12 protein-coding genes are annotated in these 17,527 nt (G+C 32.9%); 2 read left to right on the forward strand and 10 right to left on the reverse strand.

The features are described 5' to 3' along the window. Position 1: 1 nt before the first annotated feature. From QLQ96_RS01150 to argS, 4 genes are all read right to left on the reverse strand, one after another. Complete coding sequence (locus QLQ96_RS01150) at positions 2-511, reverse strand: lipid-binding protein (RefSeq protein WP_482493992.1); 510 nt, start codon at positions 509-511, stop codon at positions 2-4. A gap of 42 nt (positions 512-553) precedes the next feature. Further along, a complete protein-coding gene (locus QLQ96_RS01155; RefSeq protein WP_482493994.1) occupies positions 554-2,047 on the reverse strand; it encodes a SusD/RagB family nutrient-binding outer membrane lipoprotein in 1,494 nt (497 codons plus the stop codon). Between the two features lie 11 nt (positions 2,048-2,058). Next, a complete protein-coding gene (locus tag QLQ96_RS01160; RefSeq protein ID WP_482493996.1) occupies positions 2,059-5,280 on the reverse strand; it encodes a SusC/RagA family TonB-linked outer membrane protein in 3,222 nt (1,073 codons plus the stop codon). Positions 5,281-5,827: 547 nt separating this feature from the next. Then, on the reverse strand, positions 5,828-7,606 hold the full coding sequence (gene argS, locus QLQ96_RS01165; protein ID WP_482493997.1) for an arginine--tRNA ligase: 1,779 nt from the start codon (positions 7,604-7,606) through the stop codon (positions 5,828-5,830). A 321-nt stretch (positions 7,607-7,927) separates the two neighbouring features. Here argS and QLQ96_RS01170 point away from each other — a divergent pair, with 321 nt between their 5' ends. Further along, on the forward strand, positions 7,928-10,345 hold the full coding sequence (locus QLQ96_RS01170; RefSeq protein WP_482493999.1) for a TonB-dependent receptor: 2,418 nt from the start codon (positions 7,928-7,930) through the stop codon (positions 10,343-10,345). Positions 10,346-10,441: 96 nt separating this feature from the next. Here QLQ96_RS01170 and QLQ96_RS01175 read toward each other — a convergent pair whose 3' ends face one another. From QLQ96_RS01175 to QLQ96_RS01200, 6 genes are all read right to left on the reverse strand, one after another. Beyond that, positions 10,442-11,113, reverse strand: a complete 672-nt coding sequence (locus QLQ96_RS01175; protein ID WP_482494000.1) for a copper homeostasis protein CutC — start codon at positions 11,111-11,113, stop codon at positions 10,442-10,444. 64 nt (positions 11,114-11,177) lie between these two features. Further along, positions 11,178-11,501 (reverse strand): GIY-YIG nuclease family protein, encoded by a 324-nt coding sequence (locus QLQ96_RS01180; protein WP_482494002.1) that lies wholly within the window; start codon positions 11,499-11,501, stop codon positions 11,178-11,180. A gap of 388 nt (positions 11,502-11,889) precedes the next feature. Continuing rightward, positions 11,890-12,897, reverse strand: a complete 1,008-nt coding sequence (locus tag QLQ96_RS01185; protein ID WP_379693096.1) for a 3-oxoacyl-ACP synthase III family protein — start codon at positions 12,895-12,897, stop codon at positions 11,890-11,892. Positions 12,898-13,163: 266 nt separating this feature from the next. Continuing rightward, positions 13,164-14,114: an ABC transporter ATP-binding protein gene (locus QLQ96_RS01190; protein ID WP_482494004.1), complete on the reverse strand. Its 951-nt coding sequence runs from the start codon at positions 14,112-14,114 to the stop codon at positions 13,164-13,166. Positions 14,115-14,221: 107 nt separating this feature from the next. Next, positions 14,222-14,917: a YiaD family glycine zipper/OmpA-like lipoprotein gene (locus QLQ96_RS01195; protein WP_379693100.1), complete on the reverse strand. Its 696-nt coding sequence runs from the start codon at positions 14,915-14,917 to the stop codon at positions 14,222-14,224. An 18-nt stretch (positions 14,918-14,935) separates the two neighbouring features. Beyond that, complete coding sequence (locus QLQ96_RS01200) at positions 14,936-15,439, reverse strand: hypothetical protein (RefSeq protein WP_482494007.1); 504 nt, start codon at positions 15,437-15,439, stop codon at positions 14,936-14,938. Positions 15,440-15,642: 203 nt separating this feature from the next. Between QLQ96_RS01200 and htpG the strand changes: the two genes are divergently transcribed. Continuing rightward, a complete protein-coding gene (gene htpG, locus QLQ96_RS01205) occupies positions 15,643-17,526 on the forward strand; it encodes a molecular chaperone HtpG (protein WP_482494009.1) in 1,884 nt (627 codons plus the stop codon). Position 17,527 lies beyond the last annotated feature (1 nt).

Consider the following 17,527-nt stretch of genomic DNA (forward strand, 5'->3'; position numbering starts at 1 on the left):
TTTAGTATTCATCTTCTTTGAAACCTGTTCTTTTTGTTCCAACATAATCATACTTAACTCCTGGCTCATTGCTGTACTCAACTGTAAATGAAATCTTGTCAACGGTATGACCGCCTCTTGACGTTCCAGCCATTTTTTCAATTTTACCATTTGTTATAGTAACAGTTTGATTGGTCTGCCTCAAATTTGGAGTATTAATATCAGAAGCAAAAGTCCCATTGCTTAAATTTATTGCATACTTCGCTTTTAAAAGTTGTAATTTAGGTTTAGTCTGCGACAATCCATTATCGTCAATAAACATAGTGTTATCGTTTACCGACGTATTGTAAGTAGAAAAACGGATAAACTTATTTACTCCTTCTACCTTAACGTTTATAAACCAGTCACCAGCAAAATTTTGCGTAGTTGTACCTCCTGCTTCAGGATCGCCCCCTGCATCACAAGAAGCAAATGAAACAGAAATAAGAATACCGCAAAGTATTTTTATAATATTGTCTTTTAATTTTTTCATTTTTATTGATTTGATTTTCTACTTGATACTATATAAATGCAATTACTTATTCCACCAGATTTTAACTGTTGCCGCCTGTAATTCAGGAGTATTCGGATTGTAATTTCTCTCAGATAATGGGTAAGGAATTCTTTTTGGAAAAGCTCCGTAAGCAACCACTACATCTGGACTTGCAGAAAAAGCGAATTGTCCTCCTACATAACCCGCAACATTTTGTGCAATTGGAGAAGTTCTTGGATAATCTGTTCTATTTTTCTCGAAAAAGGCCTCAAATCCGTTTTCAGGGAAACTAGCTACCCACTTTTGAACAATTATTGCTTCTAATTTTTGATCGAATGTACCTGTTTGAGGGTAAGCATATGTGCCGTTAATAAAAGTATTCGCTGTTGCAGAATTAATACCATTTTTCCTGAAGTTTTCAGTTAGTGCCGCATCATATTTAGCTTTTCCACTTGAGCCTGTTCTTTCTAATGCTTCAGCTTGTAAAAACAAACTTTCTTCTAATGACATTAAGTATACAGGTTTTTTAGCGCCATTATAAATCACATCAGGCAAAGACGCATTAGTAGGTCCTTTTGCATAACCTAAACTAGGATTTGCTTCATAATTCCCCTGATCTTGAAAAACAGCTTTCGAATTAGTTAGAGATCCCGAATAAATAAAGGCCACCACTCTAGGATCACTATTTTCACCTAAATACTGACCCAATGTTCTACTCATCCTCATATTTGTTCTAACATTTAATCTATAATTGTACTCATACAAAGGGTTTTCATAATTTGTTGAACCAATAAAATTAGACTGAGCTACATCTGTATCCAAGAAAGAAACATTCGGGTCATTTAATAAAGAAGCTATACCACTATCTGAAACAACCCTATTTTTTTCTGACTGTCTCATATAAATTTTCAGTTTTAAGGTATTCGCAAATTTTCTCCAATTTGTCATGTTTCCAAGAAAAATAAAATCATCTTTCCCTGGAACAGTTCCTTTTGAAGTCTTTAAATCTTTAGCAAGTGCATCATTAAGATCTTTGATCATTAAAGTATATACTTCTTGCCCTGTATTAAACTTTGGAGTTAAAATTTTTGGATTACATGCCTCTTCATACGGAATATCACCATAAAAATCCGTCATTATTTGAGAGGCTTGAACATATAAAGTAGTTGCAATTAGATAATAATTCCAGTTCTCTTCTGCCAAGGCTTTTCTTTGTACTGCTCTTATATCTGCAAGTCCGTCATACATACTAGTCCAAGCATAATTGTAATCATTTGTAGTAATATTATAGGAATCAATATTTCTAAATTGATTAGCAGCCGCTGACTGTGTATAATATTGTGACCAGAAACCTCCGATAATTGACATTATACCTCCTTCTGCCCCTACAATTCCAATAATTCCCGAAGGAAGCTGCGTCGCTAATGGAGTCTGCTCTGGAGTTAAAAGATCTGGATCTTTATTAATATCCAAATCAGTACTGCATCCTATGAATGTAGTAGATAAAATAAGTGCACTTATAATAATTTTTTTCATTTTGTATTTTTTTAGAATGTTAGTTTAAGACTTGCCCCATAAGATCTTTGAGAAGGGTTAGTTGCAAATTCTCCAGCTTCACTCAATAAACCATCTCCATAAGTTGATAATTCAGGATCCACATACGGATTCGCTGTAGGTGTCCACATAAATAGATTTTTTCCATATAAACTTATGGTTGCGTTTGTCATTTTAAACTTTTGTGCTAAGCCTTTTGGTATGCTGTATGCTATAAAGACATCTCTCAAACGAACGAATGTCTTATCAATAACATGCCCCGCCTCAATACCTGGATTTGATGAAGTATTCCAAAAACTAGTCACTTTACTTGTTGTCATTGGCACTGTATTTTCAGCATAAGTAATGTTTCCAAAAGCGTCTTTTACTTCGATTACAGAATTTGGTATGATATAAGTATTTCTATCATTAAATGTTGTTTCTATACCATTTCCTGCAAATTCATTTATTCTCTTTGTATAAGAATACATTTCACCACCTTGTTTCCAATCAAAACTAAATCCTAAATTGAAATTCTTATATTTGAAATTGTTTTTAAATCCCATGACAAAATCTCTTTGAGATGTTCCTACTGTACTTTGATCAGTTGCAGTTGCATAATATCCTGTCGTAGAAGAAACTATTGGTCGTCCATCTGGCGTTAATTTAGGTGTAAGGGCTGTAAATACTCCTAAAGGCTCTCCTTTTTCAGCTACAAAATTAACTCCATACATAGATGCTAAAGTCAGCTTGTCAAGTCCGTAAGCAATATCAAGAACTTTTGACATGTTTTTAGAGAATGTAGTAGTAAAATCCCATTTAAAATTTTGAGTCCTAACAGGAACAATATTTAAAACAACTTCAATACCTCTATTTTGAAGATCTAAGATGTTGTCTGTTTGAGATGAATACCCCGTAGAAGCGGCTAATGGTCTTGAAAATAATAAATCTGTTGTTTTTTTATGATAAACAGACAAATCTAAGTTTACCCTTTTATCATAAAAATTACTTTCAAAACCTAATTCATATTCGGTAGTTCTTTCTGGTTTAAGATTTGGGTTTCCTAAATTTCCTCCTAGTTCATATCCATTTACTCCTCCAATTGGAAGATAAATATTTCCAAATCCTAGAGCAGCATTTGCAGGAATCATTGAACTGCTTGTTTGATAATACCCAGTATCATTTCCGATAGAAGCAACACTACCTCTTAATTTTACAAAATGCTTTTCATTCTCTAATACAACTCCACTAACACTTAATGAAGGATAAAAATAAGAGTTCTTTCCTTGTGGAAGTGTTGATGTCCTGTCATTTCGTCCTGTCAATGTTACAAAGACTTTTTCTCTGTATGAAGCTTCAACTGATGCAAATACACCATAACTTCTTCTTAAATAATCATCTTGCGTTACAATAGGTGATAACGTTGAATTAGAAAGCTCGTAAAAATTAGGAACATCTAAATTAGTAACAGAAGCTTTTAAAGAAGAACCGCTTCTTTGATTGTTATTAAATCCAACCATTGCATTTAGATTGAATTTCTCTGCGATTGCCGTAGCATAAGTCAAATTGACGTTTACATCGGTCTCAATATTTTCTGCTGTTCTCTCTGTAACACCTCCTACAACAGGCGCTTTTGCTGCATCAGCATTTGCAGATCCAAGAAAGTAATTCATTATTGCACCATATGATTTGATTTTTTCATTTCGGTAATCACCCCCAACTTGATACGTTGCAGTTAATTTATCCGTAATTTTATAACTCAAATTTACGTTTCCAAAAAAACGATTTCCTTTTACATTAGTTGCATTTTCCTGCAAATCCCAATACGGATTATTTACGTAAGGAGAATAAAAGTTACTTGGAGTATTATAAGGGTTATTTTTATAATCTTTTAATCCAACAATATTAATATCTCTAGGTGTCTGTGCCAATGCTTGCGCAACTGTCCCCCCCTCAGTACCACTTTGTCCTGTATTAACTACATTTTGATCTTTGTTAATATAGTTAACACTAGTTCTTAATGTAAATCTACTTCCAGAAATCCCAGCATTCAATCCTATAGTATTTCTATTATAAGCATCAGCAGTTGTTGGAAAAATACCATCAGAATCAACCGTAGAAGCATTTAATGAAAAATTAGAGTTTTCGCCACCTCCACTCACACGAATACTATTTGTGAATGTAGTACCTGTGGTATAAAAATCCTTAACATTATTCGGCAAACCAACATATGGTTTGCTTTGTTGCACACCATTGATTATAGCTCCCCAAGGTCTTACTTCGCCATTGTATTTAGCACCCCATGAACCATTTTCATTACTTGCAGTATTGGTTGCATTTGCTGCTCCATCCCAAGATGAATATGAAACACCGCTCCATCCTTGACCAAAATCATTTTGCAAATGAGGAACTCTAGCTACTTCATTAAAATCAGTTGAAGTTAAAAAATCAATACTTATTTTTGATTTATTTTTAGCTGATTTTGTAGTAATTAAAACAACTCCATTTGCAGCTCTTGATCCATACAATGCAGATGCAGCTGCTCCTTTCAGGATAGACATACTTTCAATGTTGTTCGGATCTAAATCACTAATACCATTTCCAGCGTCAAAACTTCTAGTATTATTGGTTGATTTTCCGTCAGCTGTTAGTCTGCCACCATTATTACTGTTATTAATTGGTGTTCCATCAACAACATACAACGGGCTACTGTTTGACAATGAATTGAATCCTCTAATAATAACTTTTGAAGAAGCTCCAGCTTGTGCAGGAGTTGAAATATCCGCACCAGCCACTTTTCCAGATAGTGATTCAAACACATTTACATTCGCAACGTCAGTCAAATCTTTAGCACTTACACTTGTAGTCGCATAACCAAGAGATCTTTTTTGTTTTTTAATCCCCATTGCCGTAGTCACAACAACACTTTCTAATTCCTGAGCTGCTGCATCAATCATTTTTACATTAATAACTGAAGAACTAGCCAGCTGTTCCTGAGTTTTCATTCCAATGTAACTAAATACCAATACTTGATTTGATGCTGCCTTAATTGCATATTTACCATCAAAATCAGTTTGCGCCCCTACTTTAGTCCCTTTAATCAATACACTAACACCTGGTAAAGGTATTCCCGCATTGTCTGAAACGACTCCCGTAATTTTTTTCTCCTGAGCAATACCAGACTGCAAAATCAGAATGAAAAAAAGCATCATAAATCCTTTTAATTTTTGTTTCATTATTTTGATTTTTTAATTATAGGTGGCGAACTTAAAAAATTAAAATAATTTTAACAAGTATATATCTACTTTTAACATTAATAATTATAAGAAATATATTATAATAAAATAAATCAGGATATGGAATGGGCTTATTATGCGCAATAAGAAGAATTTATTTGTAAGAATGAATTTATTTTTATCTTACAAAAAAAACCGTTGAAATTGTAATCTCAACGGTTCAAATCCTTTTATCATAATTTTCTAAAAGCTTACTAATTCAAAATAGTTAAAAACGATATGAGGATAAATTAAAATTTTATAACAATACTAATTGCCATTAAATAAAAAGGCGCAAAACATTTAATTTGAGTTCAAAAATAATACAGAATTAGATTACAAAATAATTAATTAAGCCAAAAAAGTATCAAAATAAGACAGCATTAAAAACCTATAGATTATTATTTTCAATATTATAAAAGATTAATAGGCTTAGGGGAATTCTAAAAACAGACGGCCGATGATTAAAAATAATCATCGGCCGTCTGTTTTTATTTATATGTAAGATTTACATTCTCTCAGGAACTTCAATTCCTAATAATTGGAATGCAGATTTAATTACCTCGGCAACTTTCTGAGAAAGCTGTACTCGGAATATTTTTTTTGTTAAATCAACTTCTCCTAAAATGTGCACTGACTGGTAAAAAGAATTGTATTCTTTTACTAAATCGTAAGTATAGTTAGCAATTAATGCTGGACTATGATTTTGAGCCGCATTCTGAATTATCTCTGGGAAAAGTTCGATTTGTTTTACCAATTCCTTTTCTTTTTCGTGCAATTCTTCAATTTCAATATTAGAAGAAAAATCAAAATCTGCCTTACGAATAATTGATTGAATTCTAGCGTAAGTATATTGAATAAACGGACCAGTATTACCAGCAAAATCTACAGATTCTTCTGGGTTAAATAAGATACGTTTTTTAGGATCTATTTTTAAAATGTAATATTTCAAAGCTCCTAAACCAATTGTTTTATACATTTTCGCTTTTTCTTCGTCAGAATAGCTGTCTAATTTTCCTAAATCTTCTGAAATTTGTTTTGCAGTGTCTGTCATATCTTGCATCAAATCGTCTGCATCTACAACAGTTCCTTCACGGCTTTTCATTTTTCCAGAAGGTAAATCAACCATTCCGTATGATAAGTGAAATAAGTTTGAAGCCCAGTCAAAACCTAATTTTTTCAAGATTAAGAACAACACTTTGAAATGATGATCTTGCTCATTTCCAACTGTATAAATCATCCCTCCAACATCTGGCATGTCTTTCACACGCTGAATCGCAGTTCCGATATCTTGTGTCATATAAACTGCTGTTCCGTCAGAACGCAATACAATTTTACGATCTAAACCTTCATCAGTCAAATCAATCCAAACAGAACCATCTGGGTCTTTTTCAAAAACACCTTTATCTAAACCTACTTGAACAACATCTTTTCCTAATAAATAAGTGTTGCTTTCGTAGTAATATTTATCAAAATTAACTCCAAGATTAGCATAAGTTGTTGCGAAACCTTCATAAACCCATTCGTTCATTTTTTTCCAAAGAGAAATCACTTTTTCATCACCGGCTTCCCATTTCTTAAGCATTTCTTGTGCTTCAATGATAATTGGCGCTTGTTTTTTTGCTTCTTCTTCAGTTTTACCAGTTTCAATTAAACCGTTAATTTCAGTTTTATAGGCTTTGTCAAACTCTACATAATATTTTCCAACCAATTTATCGCCTTTTAAACCAGAAGTTTCAGGAGTTTCTCCGTTTCCGAATTTCTCCCAAGCCAACATCGATTTACAAATATGAATTCCACGATCGTTGACAATTTGCGTTTTATATATTTTTTTACCAGAAGCTTTTAAAATTTCTGCAACAGAATACCCTAACAAATTGTTACGAACGTGACCTAAGTGTAGAGGTTTGTTGGTATTTGGAGAAGAATATTCTACCATTACCGCTTTATCTTCTGGGTTTGGCGTTACAAATCCAAATTGTTTACCATTTCTTATTCCATTAAAGAAATTCAAATAATAACTATCTGAAATTACAATGTTTAAGAAACCAGAAACTACATTAAAACGCGCCACTTCAGAAACATTTTCAACTAAATAATTTCCAATTTTATTTCCTAATTCAACTGGATTGCTTTTAGTTACTTTCAACAGCGGAAAAATGACCATTGTAATATCTCCTTCAAACTCTTTTCTAGTAGTTTGAAATTCGATTTTATCAACAGAAACATCAAATAATGCTTGTATTGCTTTTTGTATAGAAGGTGTAAGAATTTGTGATAATGACATGTAAACTTATTTTAAAGTGAGCAAAGATACTGCTTATTCATCAATTAGAGAAAATCAAAAACATATTAAATTCAAGAAAAGAGTTTCAATTTGACAAAAAAGCACATTTTTTAATTGTTAAAATTATCAAAAAACCAAAAGCTTAATCTCTTACAAAACAACCGATGAGATAAAAAATATATTTTTTTCTTCAATTTCTTGTAACATATCAAATACAAAAGAGTCTTACATAGTGACTTCATTTTTTGAAATCAGAAAAAAAGAAAAAACTAACAAAACAAAATCATCATCAATCAAATCAAAATAATCAGTAAAAAAATCATGAAATTAAAATTCTTTCTGTTTGCGTTATTAGGTATAATCGCAACTGCACAGGCCCAGAATACAGGAAATGTTTCTGGAAAAATTACAGAGAAGTCTAACGGTGCGCCAATTTCTTACGCAACGGTTTCGCTTAAAGAAAATGGAAAAGTAGTTTCTGGAGTGAACACAGATGACAATGGAGACTTTTCGTTTAAAAATATCGCATTAAAAAGTTACACAATAGAAATTCAATATATTGGATTTAAAAAATATATTGGTTCTGTTCTTTTAAGCGAAAACAGGAAAACTGCTACTGTAAATGTTTCTCTTGAAGAGGAAGCTACTCAGTTAAAAGGCGTGAACATTGTTGCAGAACGTTCGACAATTGAACAAAAAATTGACCGAAAAGTAGTTAATGTTGGTAAAGATTTAACAACTGCTGGAGCTTCGGCATCTGACATTATGAACAATATTCCTTCTGTGAATGTGGATCAGGATGGAAAACTTTCGCTTCGCGGAAATGATAATGTTCGTGTATTGATTGACGGTCGTCCTTCTAATATTGACCCTGCTCAATTGTTGAAACAGATTCCATCAACTTCTATCAAGAAAATTGAGTTGATTACCAATCCAAGTGCGAAATACAATCCAGAAGGAATGTCTGGAATCATTAATATCATCTTGCATAAAAATGCAAATACTGGTTTTAATGGAAGCTACAGCGGTGGTATTACTTTTGGTGAAACTGCGAAATACAACCAGTCTTTAGATTTGAATTATAAAACTGGGAAAGTGAATTTCTTTGGAAATGTGGGACAAAACTTTGGAACTTATCATAACACAGGTTTGATTCAAAGATTCGACCAAGACATTACTCAAAACTTAGATATCTTAAATGATAATGAATCTTATTTGTATAAAATTGGTATGGATTATTTAATTGATGATCATAACACTTTATCCATCTACACCAACCAAAACAAATCTGACGGAAAGGGTTTTGTAGACACTAATATTGACTACAACAATGTAACTGGTTCTGATATTTCAAATATTTTACAAAAATCAAAATATTGGGGACCAGACCAAGTTGGAACTTATAATTTGGCATACAAACACATCTTTAAAAAAGAAGGTCATACTTTAGATTTTGAAGCAAATTATAGCGATAATAAAGAAACTCAAAATGCTTCTTTTGATACTCAAACTACCAAAACTGACAATACAGCTTCAAATGTTGTATACGACGATTTTTTAAAAGGCGGTAGAAAACTAAGCACGATAAACGTAGATTATGTTAATCCGTTAAACGAAAAAACAACTCTTGAAGCTGGAGCAGAAGCAAGAATCACAAGAACTGACAACACTTATTTAAGTGGGAATGAGTCACTTCCTATCGAAAACAGAACTTCAGAATATACTTATGATACTGATATTTATTCTGCTTATGTAACTTTTGGACAGAAGTTTAAAAAATTAAGCTATCAAGTAGGAGCTCGTTTTGAAAGTTATAAAGTTCAAGCAAAAAACTTTGGTCAACCTGTGTTTGATGATGATTATATCACCCTATATCCTTCAGCTTATTTGACGTATAATTTGACTGAGAAAAACACTTTGCAGTTCAGCTATAGCCGTCGTGTAGACCGTCCGAGTTTAGAGCAGACAAAACCTATCCGTGAATTTTCTACTCCGTTAGTTACTTCACTAGGAAATCCTGAATTAAGACCTCAGTTTACCAACTCTGTTGAAGTAAATTATACTAAAACTCTTGAAAAAGGAAGTTTTACAGCAGGTGTTTTCGTTAGAAGCATTAATGATCAAATCAGCAGAATTTTATATCCTGACCCAGCAGATCCAACTGAACAAAAGCAAATCATGAGTTTTACAAATTTTGATCATAATACTGCTTACGGATTTGAAATGTCTTTCAATTATAAAATCACAAAATGGTGGGATATTCAGCCATCGATTGATTTTTCTAGCATTGATCAATCAGGAGTTGTATATGGTTTTATACCAGAAGAAAATAAAACTGGACCTATGAACAAAACAGTTACAGTTTCTGCATTTAATGGGCGTATGAACTCTAACTTTAAAGTGAACAAACGTTTAAGTTTCTTAGCTTTTGGTTTCTATAGAGGTGCAACAGACGGACTTCAAAACAACAGCCACGAAATGTATAAAATGGATATTGGTACGAGATATACATTGTTAGACAATAAAATGAATTTAAGTGTTCGATTCAATGATGTATTTGACACAATGAAATATGCTTTCGATACTGAGAATCCTTATCCTCAAACAGGCCAATTTAAATGGGAAAGCCAAACGGTTTATGTAGGTTTGACTTATAACTTTGGAGGAGGAAAAATCAAAAACCTACAACGTAAACAAAGAGAAGACAATACTAATAAAGGCGGGGGCGGAATGTTCTAATCTTGTCTGAGAAAATTTTTTAAATAATTTTTGTAGAATTTCTTGTAGAAAAAAGTCTGGAGATGCCACTCCAGACTTTTTTTGTTTTAATAAACGCTATAAAAAATTACGCAATTCCTTTATTTCTTCTGGATTTGCAATTTCAGAATCATCTGTAATTGCTGATGAATGATAAAAAGTCAGATCTAATTTTTCCTGAAGCAATTTGATATTTGAAGATCGTAAACCGCCACCTGGCATAATTTGAATTCTATCTCCCGCTAGTTCTTGAATCCTTTCCAAAGCCAAAATTCCTTCTTCAACATTTACTCCTTGACCCGAAGTTAAAATCGTTTTGAAACCGCAATCAATAATAGATTCAAGCGATTTTTCTGGATTTTTCACAACATCAAAAGCGCGGTGAAAAGTACAAGAAAGCGGGTGCGCTAAATGCACCAACTCTTTATTTTGCTTTTTATTTATTTTTCCGTTTTCCTTTAAAATTCCGAAAACAAAACCGTCTACACCTAGCTTTTTATATTGCTTGATGTCTTGTTTCATTTCTGTAAGCTCTTCATCAGAATAGACAAAATCACCGCCTCGAGGTCTAATAATGACATGCATTTTTATATTTAGGTTTTCACGAACCTTTACCACCAAAATCGAGTTTGGCGTAGTGCCTCCCAATTTCATGTTTTCACAAAGTTCAATTCTGTCCGCGCCATTTGCCTGAGCAATTAATGCCGATTCATAATTAAAACAAGCTATTTCTAGTTGATTTTTTTTCATTTAATTTAATTTAAAAAAGACCTTTGGCTTTAAATAAACTTAAACAAAGCCGAAGGCTAATTTACTAAACATTATTTTTATTAAAATTATTATGAGTTGTTTTATTCAAACATGCAGAAAGTTTTTTCAAATCTTCCCACTTATCATTTATTATAGCTTCTTTCTTTTTTCTACTCCAGCCTTTTACTTGTTTTTCAAATAAAATTGCTTGAGTCACATCATTAAATTCTGTACAAAAAACAAGTTCCAATGGTCTTAAATTAAAGGTATAACTATCTTTATTTAAACCATAATTATGTTCATTTAATCTTCTATTAATATCGTTTGTCATTCCTGTATAATAACTTCCATTAGTGCATTTCAAAATATAAACGTAGTATCTTTTCATAATTTTTAAAAACTTTTATTTTCGACAAAATAAAAGTAAGAAATTTAATTCAAAAACATCAAGTGAAGAACGTGCCAATTGGAACGGGACTTCGACTTCGCTCAGCCTGACAAATAGAAATCAAACACCTATAATCGCCATCTTTTTGTCTCCCTGAGCGGAGTCGAAGGGCGCCCCTATTGGAACGTGGGCTTCGACTTCGCTCAGCCTGACAAATAGAAATCAAACACCTATAATCGTCATCGTTTTGTCTCCCTGAGCGGAGTCGAAGGGCGCTCCTATTGGAACGTGGGCTTCGACTTCGCTCAGCCTGACAAATCTTAAATTAAAAAAACCTGCTTCCAATAAAGAAAGCAGGTTAAAAAAAATATAATGTAAGATGATTATTTTACCATTTAATAATAGCACTTGCCCAAGTAAACCCGCTTCCGAAGGCTGCCAAAACTACAGTATCTCCAGATTTGATTTTTCCTTGTTCCCAAGCTTCAGTTAAAGCAATCGGAATAGACGCTGCCGTTGTATTTCCGTATTTCTGAATATTATTATGAACTTGGTCGTCTGTTAATTTGAATTTATTTTGAATGAATTGTGAAATTCTCAAATTCGCTTGATGCGGAATCAGCATATCGATATCTGAAACTTGTAAGCCATTTGCTTCTAACCCTTCATTGATTACTTCAGCAAAACGAACAACAGCATTTTTAAATACAAATTGTCCATTCATGTAAGGATAATAACTTTCATCATTAGGATCGTTATCTGCAAGAATATCGGTTACCCAACGCGCTCCCATTCCTGGTGCTTGCAATGCTAATTCTTCAGCGTGCTGTCCTTCAGAATGTAAATGCGTAGATAAAATCCCTTTTGTCACATCTTCTTCACGGCTTAAAACTGCCGCTCCTGCTCCATCTCCGAAAATTACAGAAACTCCGCGTCCGCGAGTTGTCATGTCTAATCCTGTAGAGTGAACCTCAGAACCAATTACCAAAATATTTTTATACATTCCGGTTTTAATATATTGATCTGCAACAGAAATTGCATAAACAAAACCAGAACATTGATTTCTAACATCTAATGCTCCAACTGTTCTTAAACCTAAATCTCTTTGAACCAAAACTCCAGGTCCTGGAAAATAATAATCTGGACTTAATGTAGCAAAAACTACAAAGTCAATATCTTCTTTGGCAACACCAGAACGCTCGATTGCAATTTTAGCTGCTTTCACTCCCATTGAAGTCGTAGTATCTTCTCCACGGATGATGTGTCTTCTTTCCTGAATTCCGGTTCTTTCCTGAATCCATTCATCATTGGTGTCCATTATCTTAGACAAATCATCGTTAGTCACCACATTAGAAGGAACATAATATCCTAAACCAGCTATTTTTGAATGATACATAATCTATTATTATTTATTAAAAAATTGGATTGCAAATTTACGCATACTTTAAAATATACGTACACAAATTACTATTTTTTTCGTTATTAGCAATTTAATATATTAAAATTATACATTGCATTGCGCAATTTTATATCCTAAAAAACCAATAATATGCCACAATTCCTGCTAAAAACTTATTATGAGGTCAATTGATTATTCGTTTAAAATTTCATTTTATTAAAAAAGAAACCCGACAATCATTTATTAAATTATCGGGTTCTATATTATAAGTAATTCAATGCCAGAAAAACTTCTTGGTCTATCGGTAAATCTATTTCGCTTTCAAAGAAAATCAACTGCCTTTTGTAAACTGTTTCAATTAGATAATGACTTCCTCTAAAATAGGTTCTTCTAATTTTTACCATTAGTTTTGATTCAGAAACCATTTTAAACTGATGCGGATAGACTAACGTTTTGTGTGTTTCATCTTCATAAGACAATAATAGATGAGTTGGAATTTCATTTACTTCGCCAAATAAAGAAGCTACATATTTAACTTTTGGATCTTCATAAATTTTTGAAGGCTCATCTTTTATCATTACTTCTCCATTTCTCATCACAATTGCCTGATCAGCAAAAGACAAGGCATCTGTACTATCGTGTGTTGCAATAATGCAGGTAATTCCTTTCTGTTTCAAATAACGAAATAAATTACGGCGCAATGCATTTTTTCTAAAAGCATCAATTTGACTAAATGGCTCGTCTAACAAAATCACTTCTGGTTCTAAAGCCAAAACTCTTACCAAAGCGACTCTCTGCTGCTGACCTCCACTCAAGAATTTTGTTTTTACATTAGCAAACTGATCCATTTCTACCATCTCCAGCAATTCCTGAACACGAAGCTTTTTCATGTTTGCAAAACCATTCGATAGAAACTTCCCAACATTTTCCGCCACTGTCTCATACGGAGACAAATCAAAATCCTGCGCCAAATATTTCATATAAGGCATTCCGGGAATCAAATTAAACTTTGGTCCCAAAACTGGTTTGTCCCCATAAAAAATTTGTCCCTCGTCTAGATCATATAATCCGTATATAAGTTTGAGAAGCGTACTTTTTCCACAGCCACTCTCACCTATAATGGAAATATTCTGACCTTTTTCAATAGAAAAAGAGATGTTTTTTATAACGGGATTTTCGGTATACGAAAAAGATATATTTTGAATGTCGAGCATGAGTTGTAATATGAGACGTCAAATTTACAATGTTTAATTTCTAAAGTCAAAAAAAAGCTGCTTCAATTATTTGAAACAGCTTTTTTGATGATTTATTTTATTAGAAACTATTTTCCAGCTTCTGCTTTAGCATCATTTACCATTTTGTCGTTTGCTGTAATTGAAAATTCAACACGACGGTTTTGAGCTCTTCCTTCTGGAGTATCATTTGTTGCAATTGGATCTGCAATTCCTAAACCTGAAGTTTTAAAACGGCTTGATTTTAATCCTTTAGCTACTAAATAAGCTTGCACAGAAGCAGCTCTTTGTCCTGAAAGCGTTAAATTATATTCTGGTTTTCCAGTGTTATCTGTGTAACCAAAAATTTGAATATCTGTATCTCCGTATTCTGTAAATACAGGAATTAATTTGTCTAAATTAGCTTTTGCTTGAGTAGTTAATGTAGATTTATTAGTATCAAAACGAACAGAGTTCTCGTTTAAAGTCAAGTGAATTCCTTCACCAACTCTTTCTACAGAAGCACCTGGCAAAGCCTGATCGATTTCGCGAGCTTGTTTATCCATTTTGTTTCCGATCAAAGCTCCTGTTCCACCACCTACAGCAGCTCCAATTGCAGCTCCTAAGGCAGCGTTTCCGCCTTTACCTAAATTATTTCCTAATACTGCTCCAATTACACCACCTGCAACAGCTCCAATTCCAGCCCCTTTTTGTGTGTTATTTGCATTTTTTACTGAATCACAGCTTGTAAAAAAACTAGCTATTACCATTAAACTGCTTAAACCTAAAACTTTTATCTTTCTCATTTTTTATATCTTTAAATATTAATTAGCTCTTTGGAATTGATAAACCACATCTTTTACCTGTCCCCCAACATTGATGTTATCAATTAACTGAAATGAACTTTCAGTTAAACCTGCAACTTTAAGCAAATAACCATCTCTTACTTTCTTTGCTTTTTCACCTGCATTAAGAATTTTCAATACAAATAAACCTTGATTGTTGATACTCCATACAATTGGCGAAGAAAATCCAGTACAACTTGGAGAAGTTAAAGCCATTGTTCCTTTGTTATTGTTTGAAATAAAGCTCCAAGTACTTCCAATAAAACATTTTGAATCTGCAAGATCAAATGAATTTACTTTAATGTAATCTGAACCTGGGTAAGAAACATTGGTAAGAACCCAATTTCCTTTTAACGCCACTTGAGTCGATTTGTCAAGTTTTGTTGAAAGCGTAGTTGCTTCAGAAGATGAAGCTGTTGACGAAGCTGATTTGCATGCAAAAAACATAGCAGCAATAAAGCATATAAAAATACTCTTCTTCATTTTGTACAATTTTTTTAGATTAATAACTTGCCTTTTTAACAATTATTGTACCACAAATATACGATTCGTTCAGATATTTTTCGTTTTACAATCTATTTATTTTCTTTCAAAATTAACATTTCCGACATTTTGTCACCCAAAAAACAATTGGTATTCTATTTGAATAAATGAAAATCATCACATTAAATCAAAAATTAAAAAATATGGCAACAGGTAAAATTAATGTTTCAGTAGAAAACATTTTTCCCTTAATTAAAAAGTTCTTATACAGCGACCATGAAATTTTCTTGCGCGAGCTTGTTTCTAATGGTACTGATGCTACTTTAAAATTAAAACATCTTATTAGCATTGGTGAAGCTAAAGTAGAATACGGAAACCCAATTATTGAGGTTAAAGTGGATAAGGAAGGTAAAAAAATCCACATTATCGATCAAGGTTTAGGTATGACTGCTGATGAAGTAGAAAAATACATCAATCAGGTAGCTTTTTCGGGTGCTGAGGAATTCTTAGACAAATACAAAGATTCTGCTAAAGATTCTGGAATCATCGGACATTTTGGTCTTGGTTTCTACTCTGCTTTTATGGTTGCAGAAAAAGTGGAAATCATTACAAAATCTTACAAAGATGAGCCAGCGGCGCATTGGACATGTGACGGAAGTCCTGAATTTACTTTAGAGCCAGCTGACAAAACTTCACGCGGAACAGAAATCATTCTTCATGTTGCGGAAGATTCTCTTGAATTTTTAGAAGATTCTAAAATCAGTGGTTTATTAAACAAGTACAATAAGTTTATGCCAATTCCGATTAAATTCGGAACAAGAACTGAAACGCTTCCAAAACCAGAAGACGCTCCAGAAGACTACGTTAATGAAACAGTTGAAACTGACAACATCATCAACAACCCAAATCCAGCTTGGACAAAACAGCCTTCTGAATTATCTGATGAAGATTACAAAAACTTCTACAGAGAATTGTATCCAATGCAATTTGAAGAGCCGTTATTCAACATTCATTTAAATGTAGATTATCCATTTAACTTAACTGGTATTTTGTATTTCCCTAAATTGGGTACAGACATGCAAATCCAGAAAGATAAAATTCAGTTGTACCAAAACCAAGTTTACGTTACTGACAACGTAGAAGGAATTGTTCCTGAATTCTTGACAATGTTAAAAGGAGTAATCGATTCTCCAGATATTCCATTAAACGTTTCTCGTTCTGGCTTACAGGCTGATGGTGCGGTTAAGAAAATCTCAAACTATATTACTCGTAAAGTTGCTGATAAATTAAAAGCTTTATTCAACGAAAACCGTGCTGATTTTGAAGCAAAATGGAACGACATCAAAATCGTTTTAGAATACGGAATGCTTTCTGAAGATAAATTCTACGAAAAAGCAGGTGCATTTGTTTTATATCCAACTGTAGATGACACTTACTTTACTTTAGAAGAATTAAAAGAAAAACTAAAAGAAAACCAAACTGATAAAGATGGCAAATTAGTTGTTCTTTATGCTGGAAATAAAGACGCTCAGCACTCTTATATTGAAGCAGCGAAAGATAAAGGTTACGAAGTATTGCTTTTAGATTCTCCGATTATTTCGCACTTGATTCAGAAAATCGAAAACGATAATAGCGAATTAAGTTTCGTTCGTGTAGATTCTGATCACGTTGATAATTTGATCAAAAAAGAAGAAAACACTATTTCTAAATTATCTGACGAAGAAAAAGAAACATTAAAAACTTCTTTAGAAGCTTATATACCAAAAGCATACAGCGTTCAGTTGGAAGCTATGGATTCTCAAGCTGCTCCATTCATTATCACGCAGCCAGAATTTATGCGTAGAATGAAAGAAATGAGCCAAACTGGCGGCGGCGGAATGTTCGGAATGGGTAATATGCCAGAAATGTACAATTTGGTTGTAAATACAAATTCTGATTTAGCTTCAAGTATTTTAAATACAGAAGATAAAACGCACCAAGAGCATTTAGTTAAGCAAGCTTTGGATTTAGCTAAATTATCTCAAAACCTTTTAAAAGGTGAAGCACTTACCGCTTTTGTAAAAAGAAGTTTTGAAATGATTAAATAAT

Source organism: Flavobacterium sp. B167r (assembly GCF_056824315.1).

Excerpts from the sequence above, each read along its gene's own strand:
- QLQ96_RS01190 (WP_482494004.1), bottom strand. The coding sequence starts at position 14,114 with ATGCTCGACATTCAAAATATATCTTTTTCGTATACCGAAAATCCCGTT.
- QLQ96_RS01175 (WP_482494000.1), bottom strand. The coding sequence starts at position 11,113 with ATGAAAAAAAATCAACTAGAAATAGCTTGTTTTAATTATGAATCGGCA.
- QLQ96_RS01155 (WP_482493994.1), bottom strand. The coding sequence starts at position 2,047 with ATGAAAAAAATTATTATAAGTGCACTTATTTTATCTACTACATTCATA.
- argS (WP_482493997.1), bottom strand. The coding sequence starts at position 7,606 with ATGTCATTATCACAAATTCTTACACCTTCTATACAAAAAGCAATACAA.
- QLQ96_RS01200 (WP_482494007.1), bottom strand. The coding sequence starts at position 15,439 with ATGAAGAAGAGTATTTTTATATGCTTTATTGCTGCTATGTTTTTTGCA.
- QLQ96_RS01160 (WP_482493996.1), bottom strand. The coding sequence starts at position 5,280 with ATGAAACAAAAATTAAAAGGATTTATGATGCTTTTTTTCATTCTGATT.
- QLQ96_RS01185 (WP_379693096.1), bottom strand. The coding sequence starts at position 12,897 with ATGTATCATTCAAAAATAGCTGGTTTAGGATATTATGTTCCTTCTAAT.
- QLQ96_RS01150 (WP_482493992.1), bottom strand. The coding sequence starts at position 511 with ATGAAAAAATTAAAAGACAATATTATAAAAATACTTTGCGGTATTCTT.
- QLQ96_RS01170 (WP_482493999.1), top strand. The coding sequence starts at position 7,928 with ATGAAATTAAAATTCTTTCTGTTTGCGTTATTAGGTATAATCGCAACT.
- QLQ96_RS01195 (WP_379693100.1), bottom strand. The coding sequence starts at position 14,917 with ATGAGAAAGATAAAAGTTTTAGGTTTAAGCAGTTTAATGGTAATAGCT.
- QLQ96_RS01180 (WP_482494002.1), bottom strand. The coding sequence starts at position 11,501 with ATGAAAAGATACTACGTTTATATTTTGAAATGCACTAATGGAAGTTAT.
- htpG (WP_482494009.1), top strand. The coding sequence starts at position 15,643 with ATGGCAACAGGTAAAATTAATGTTTCAGTAGAAAACATTTTTCCCTTA.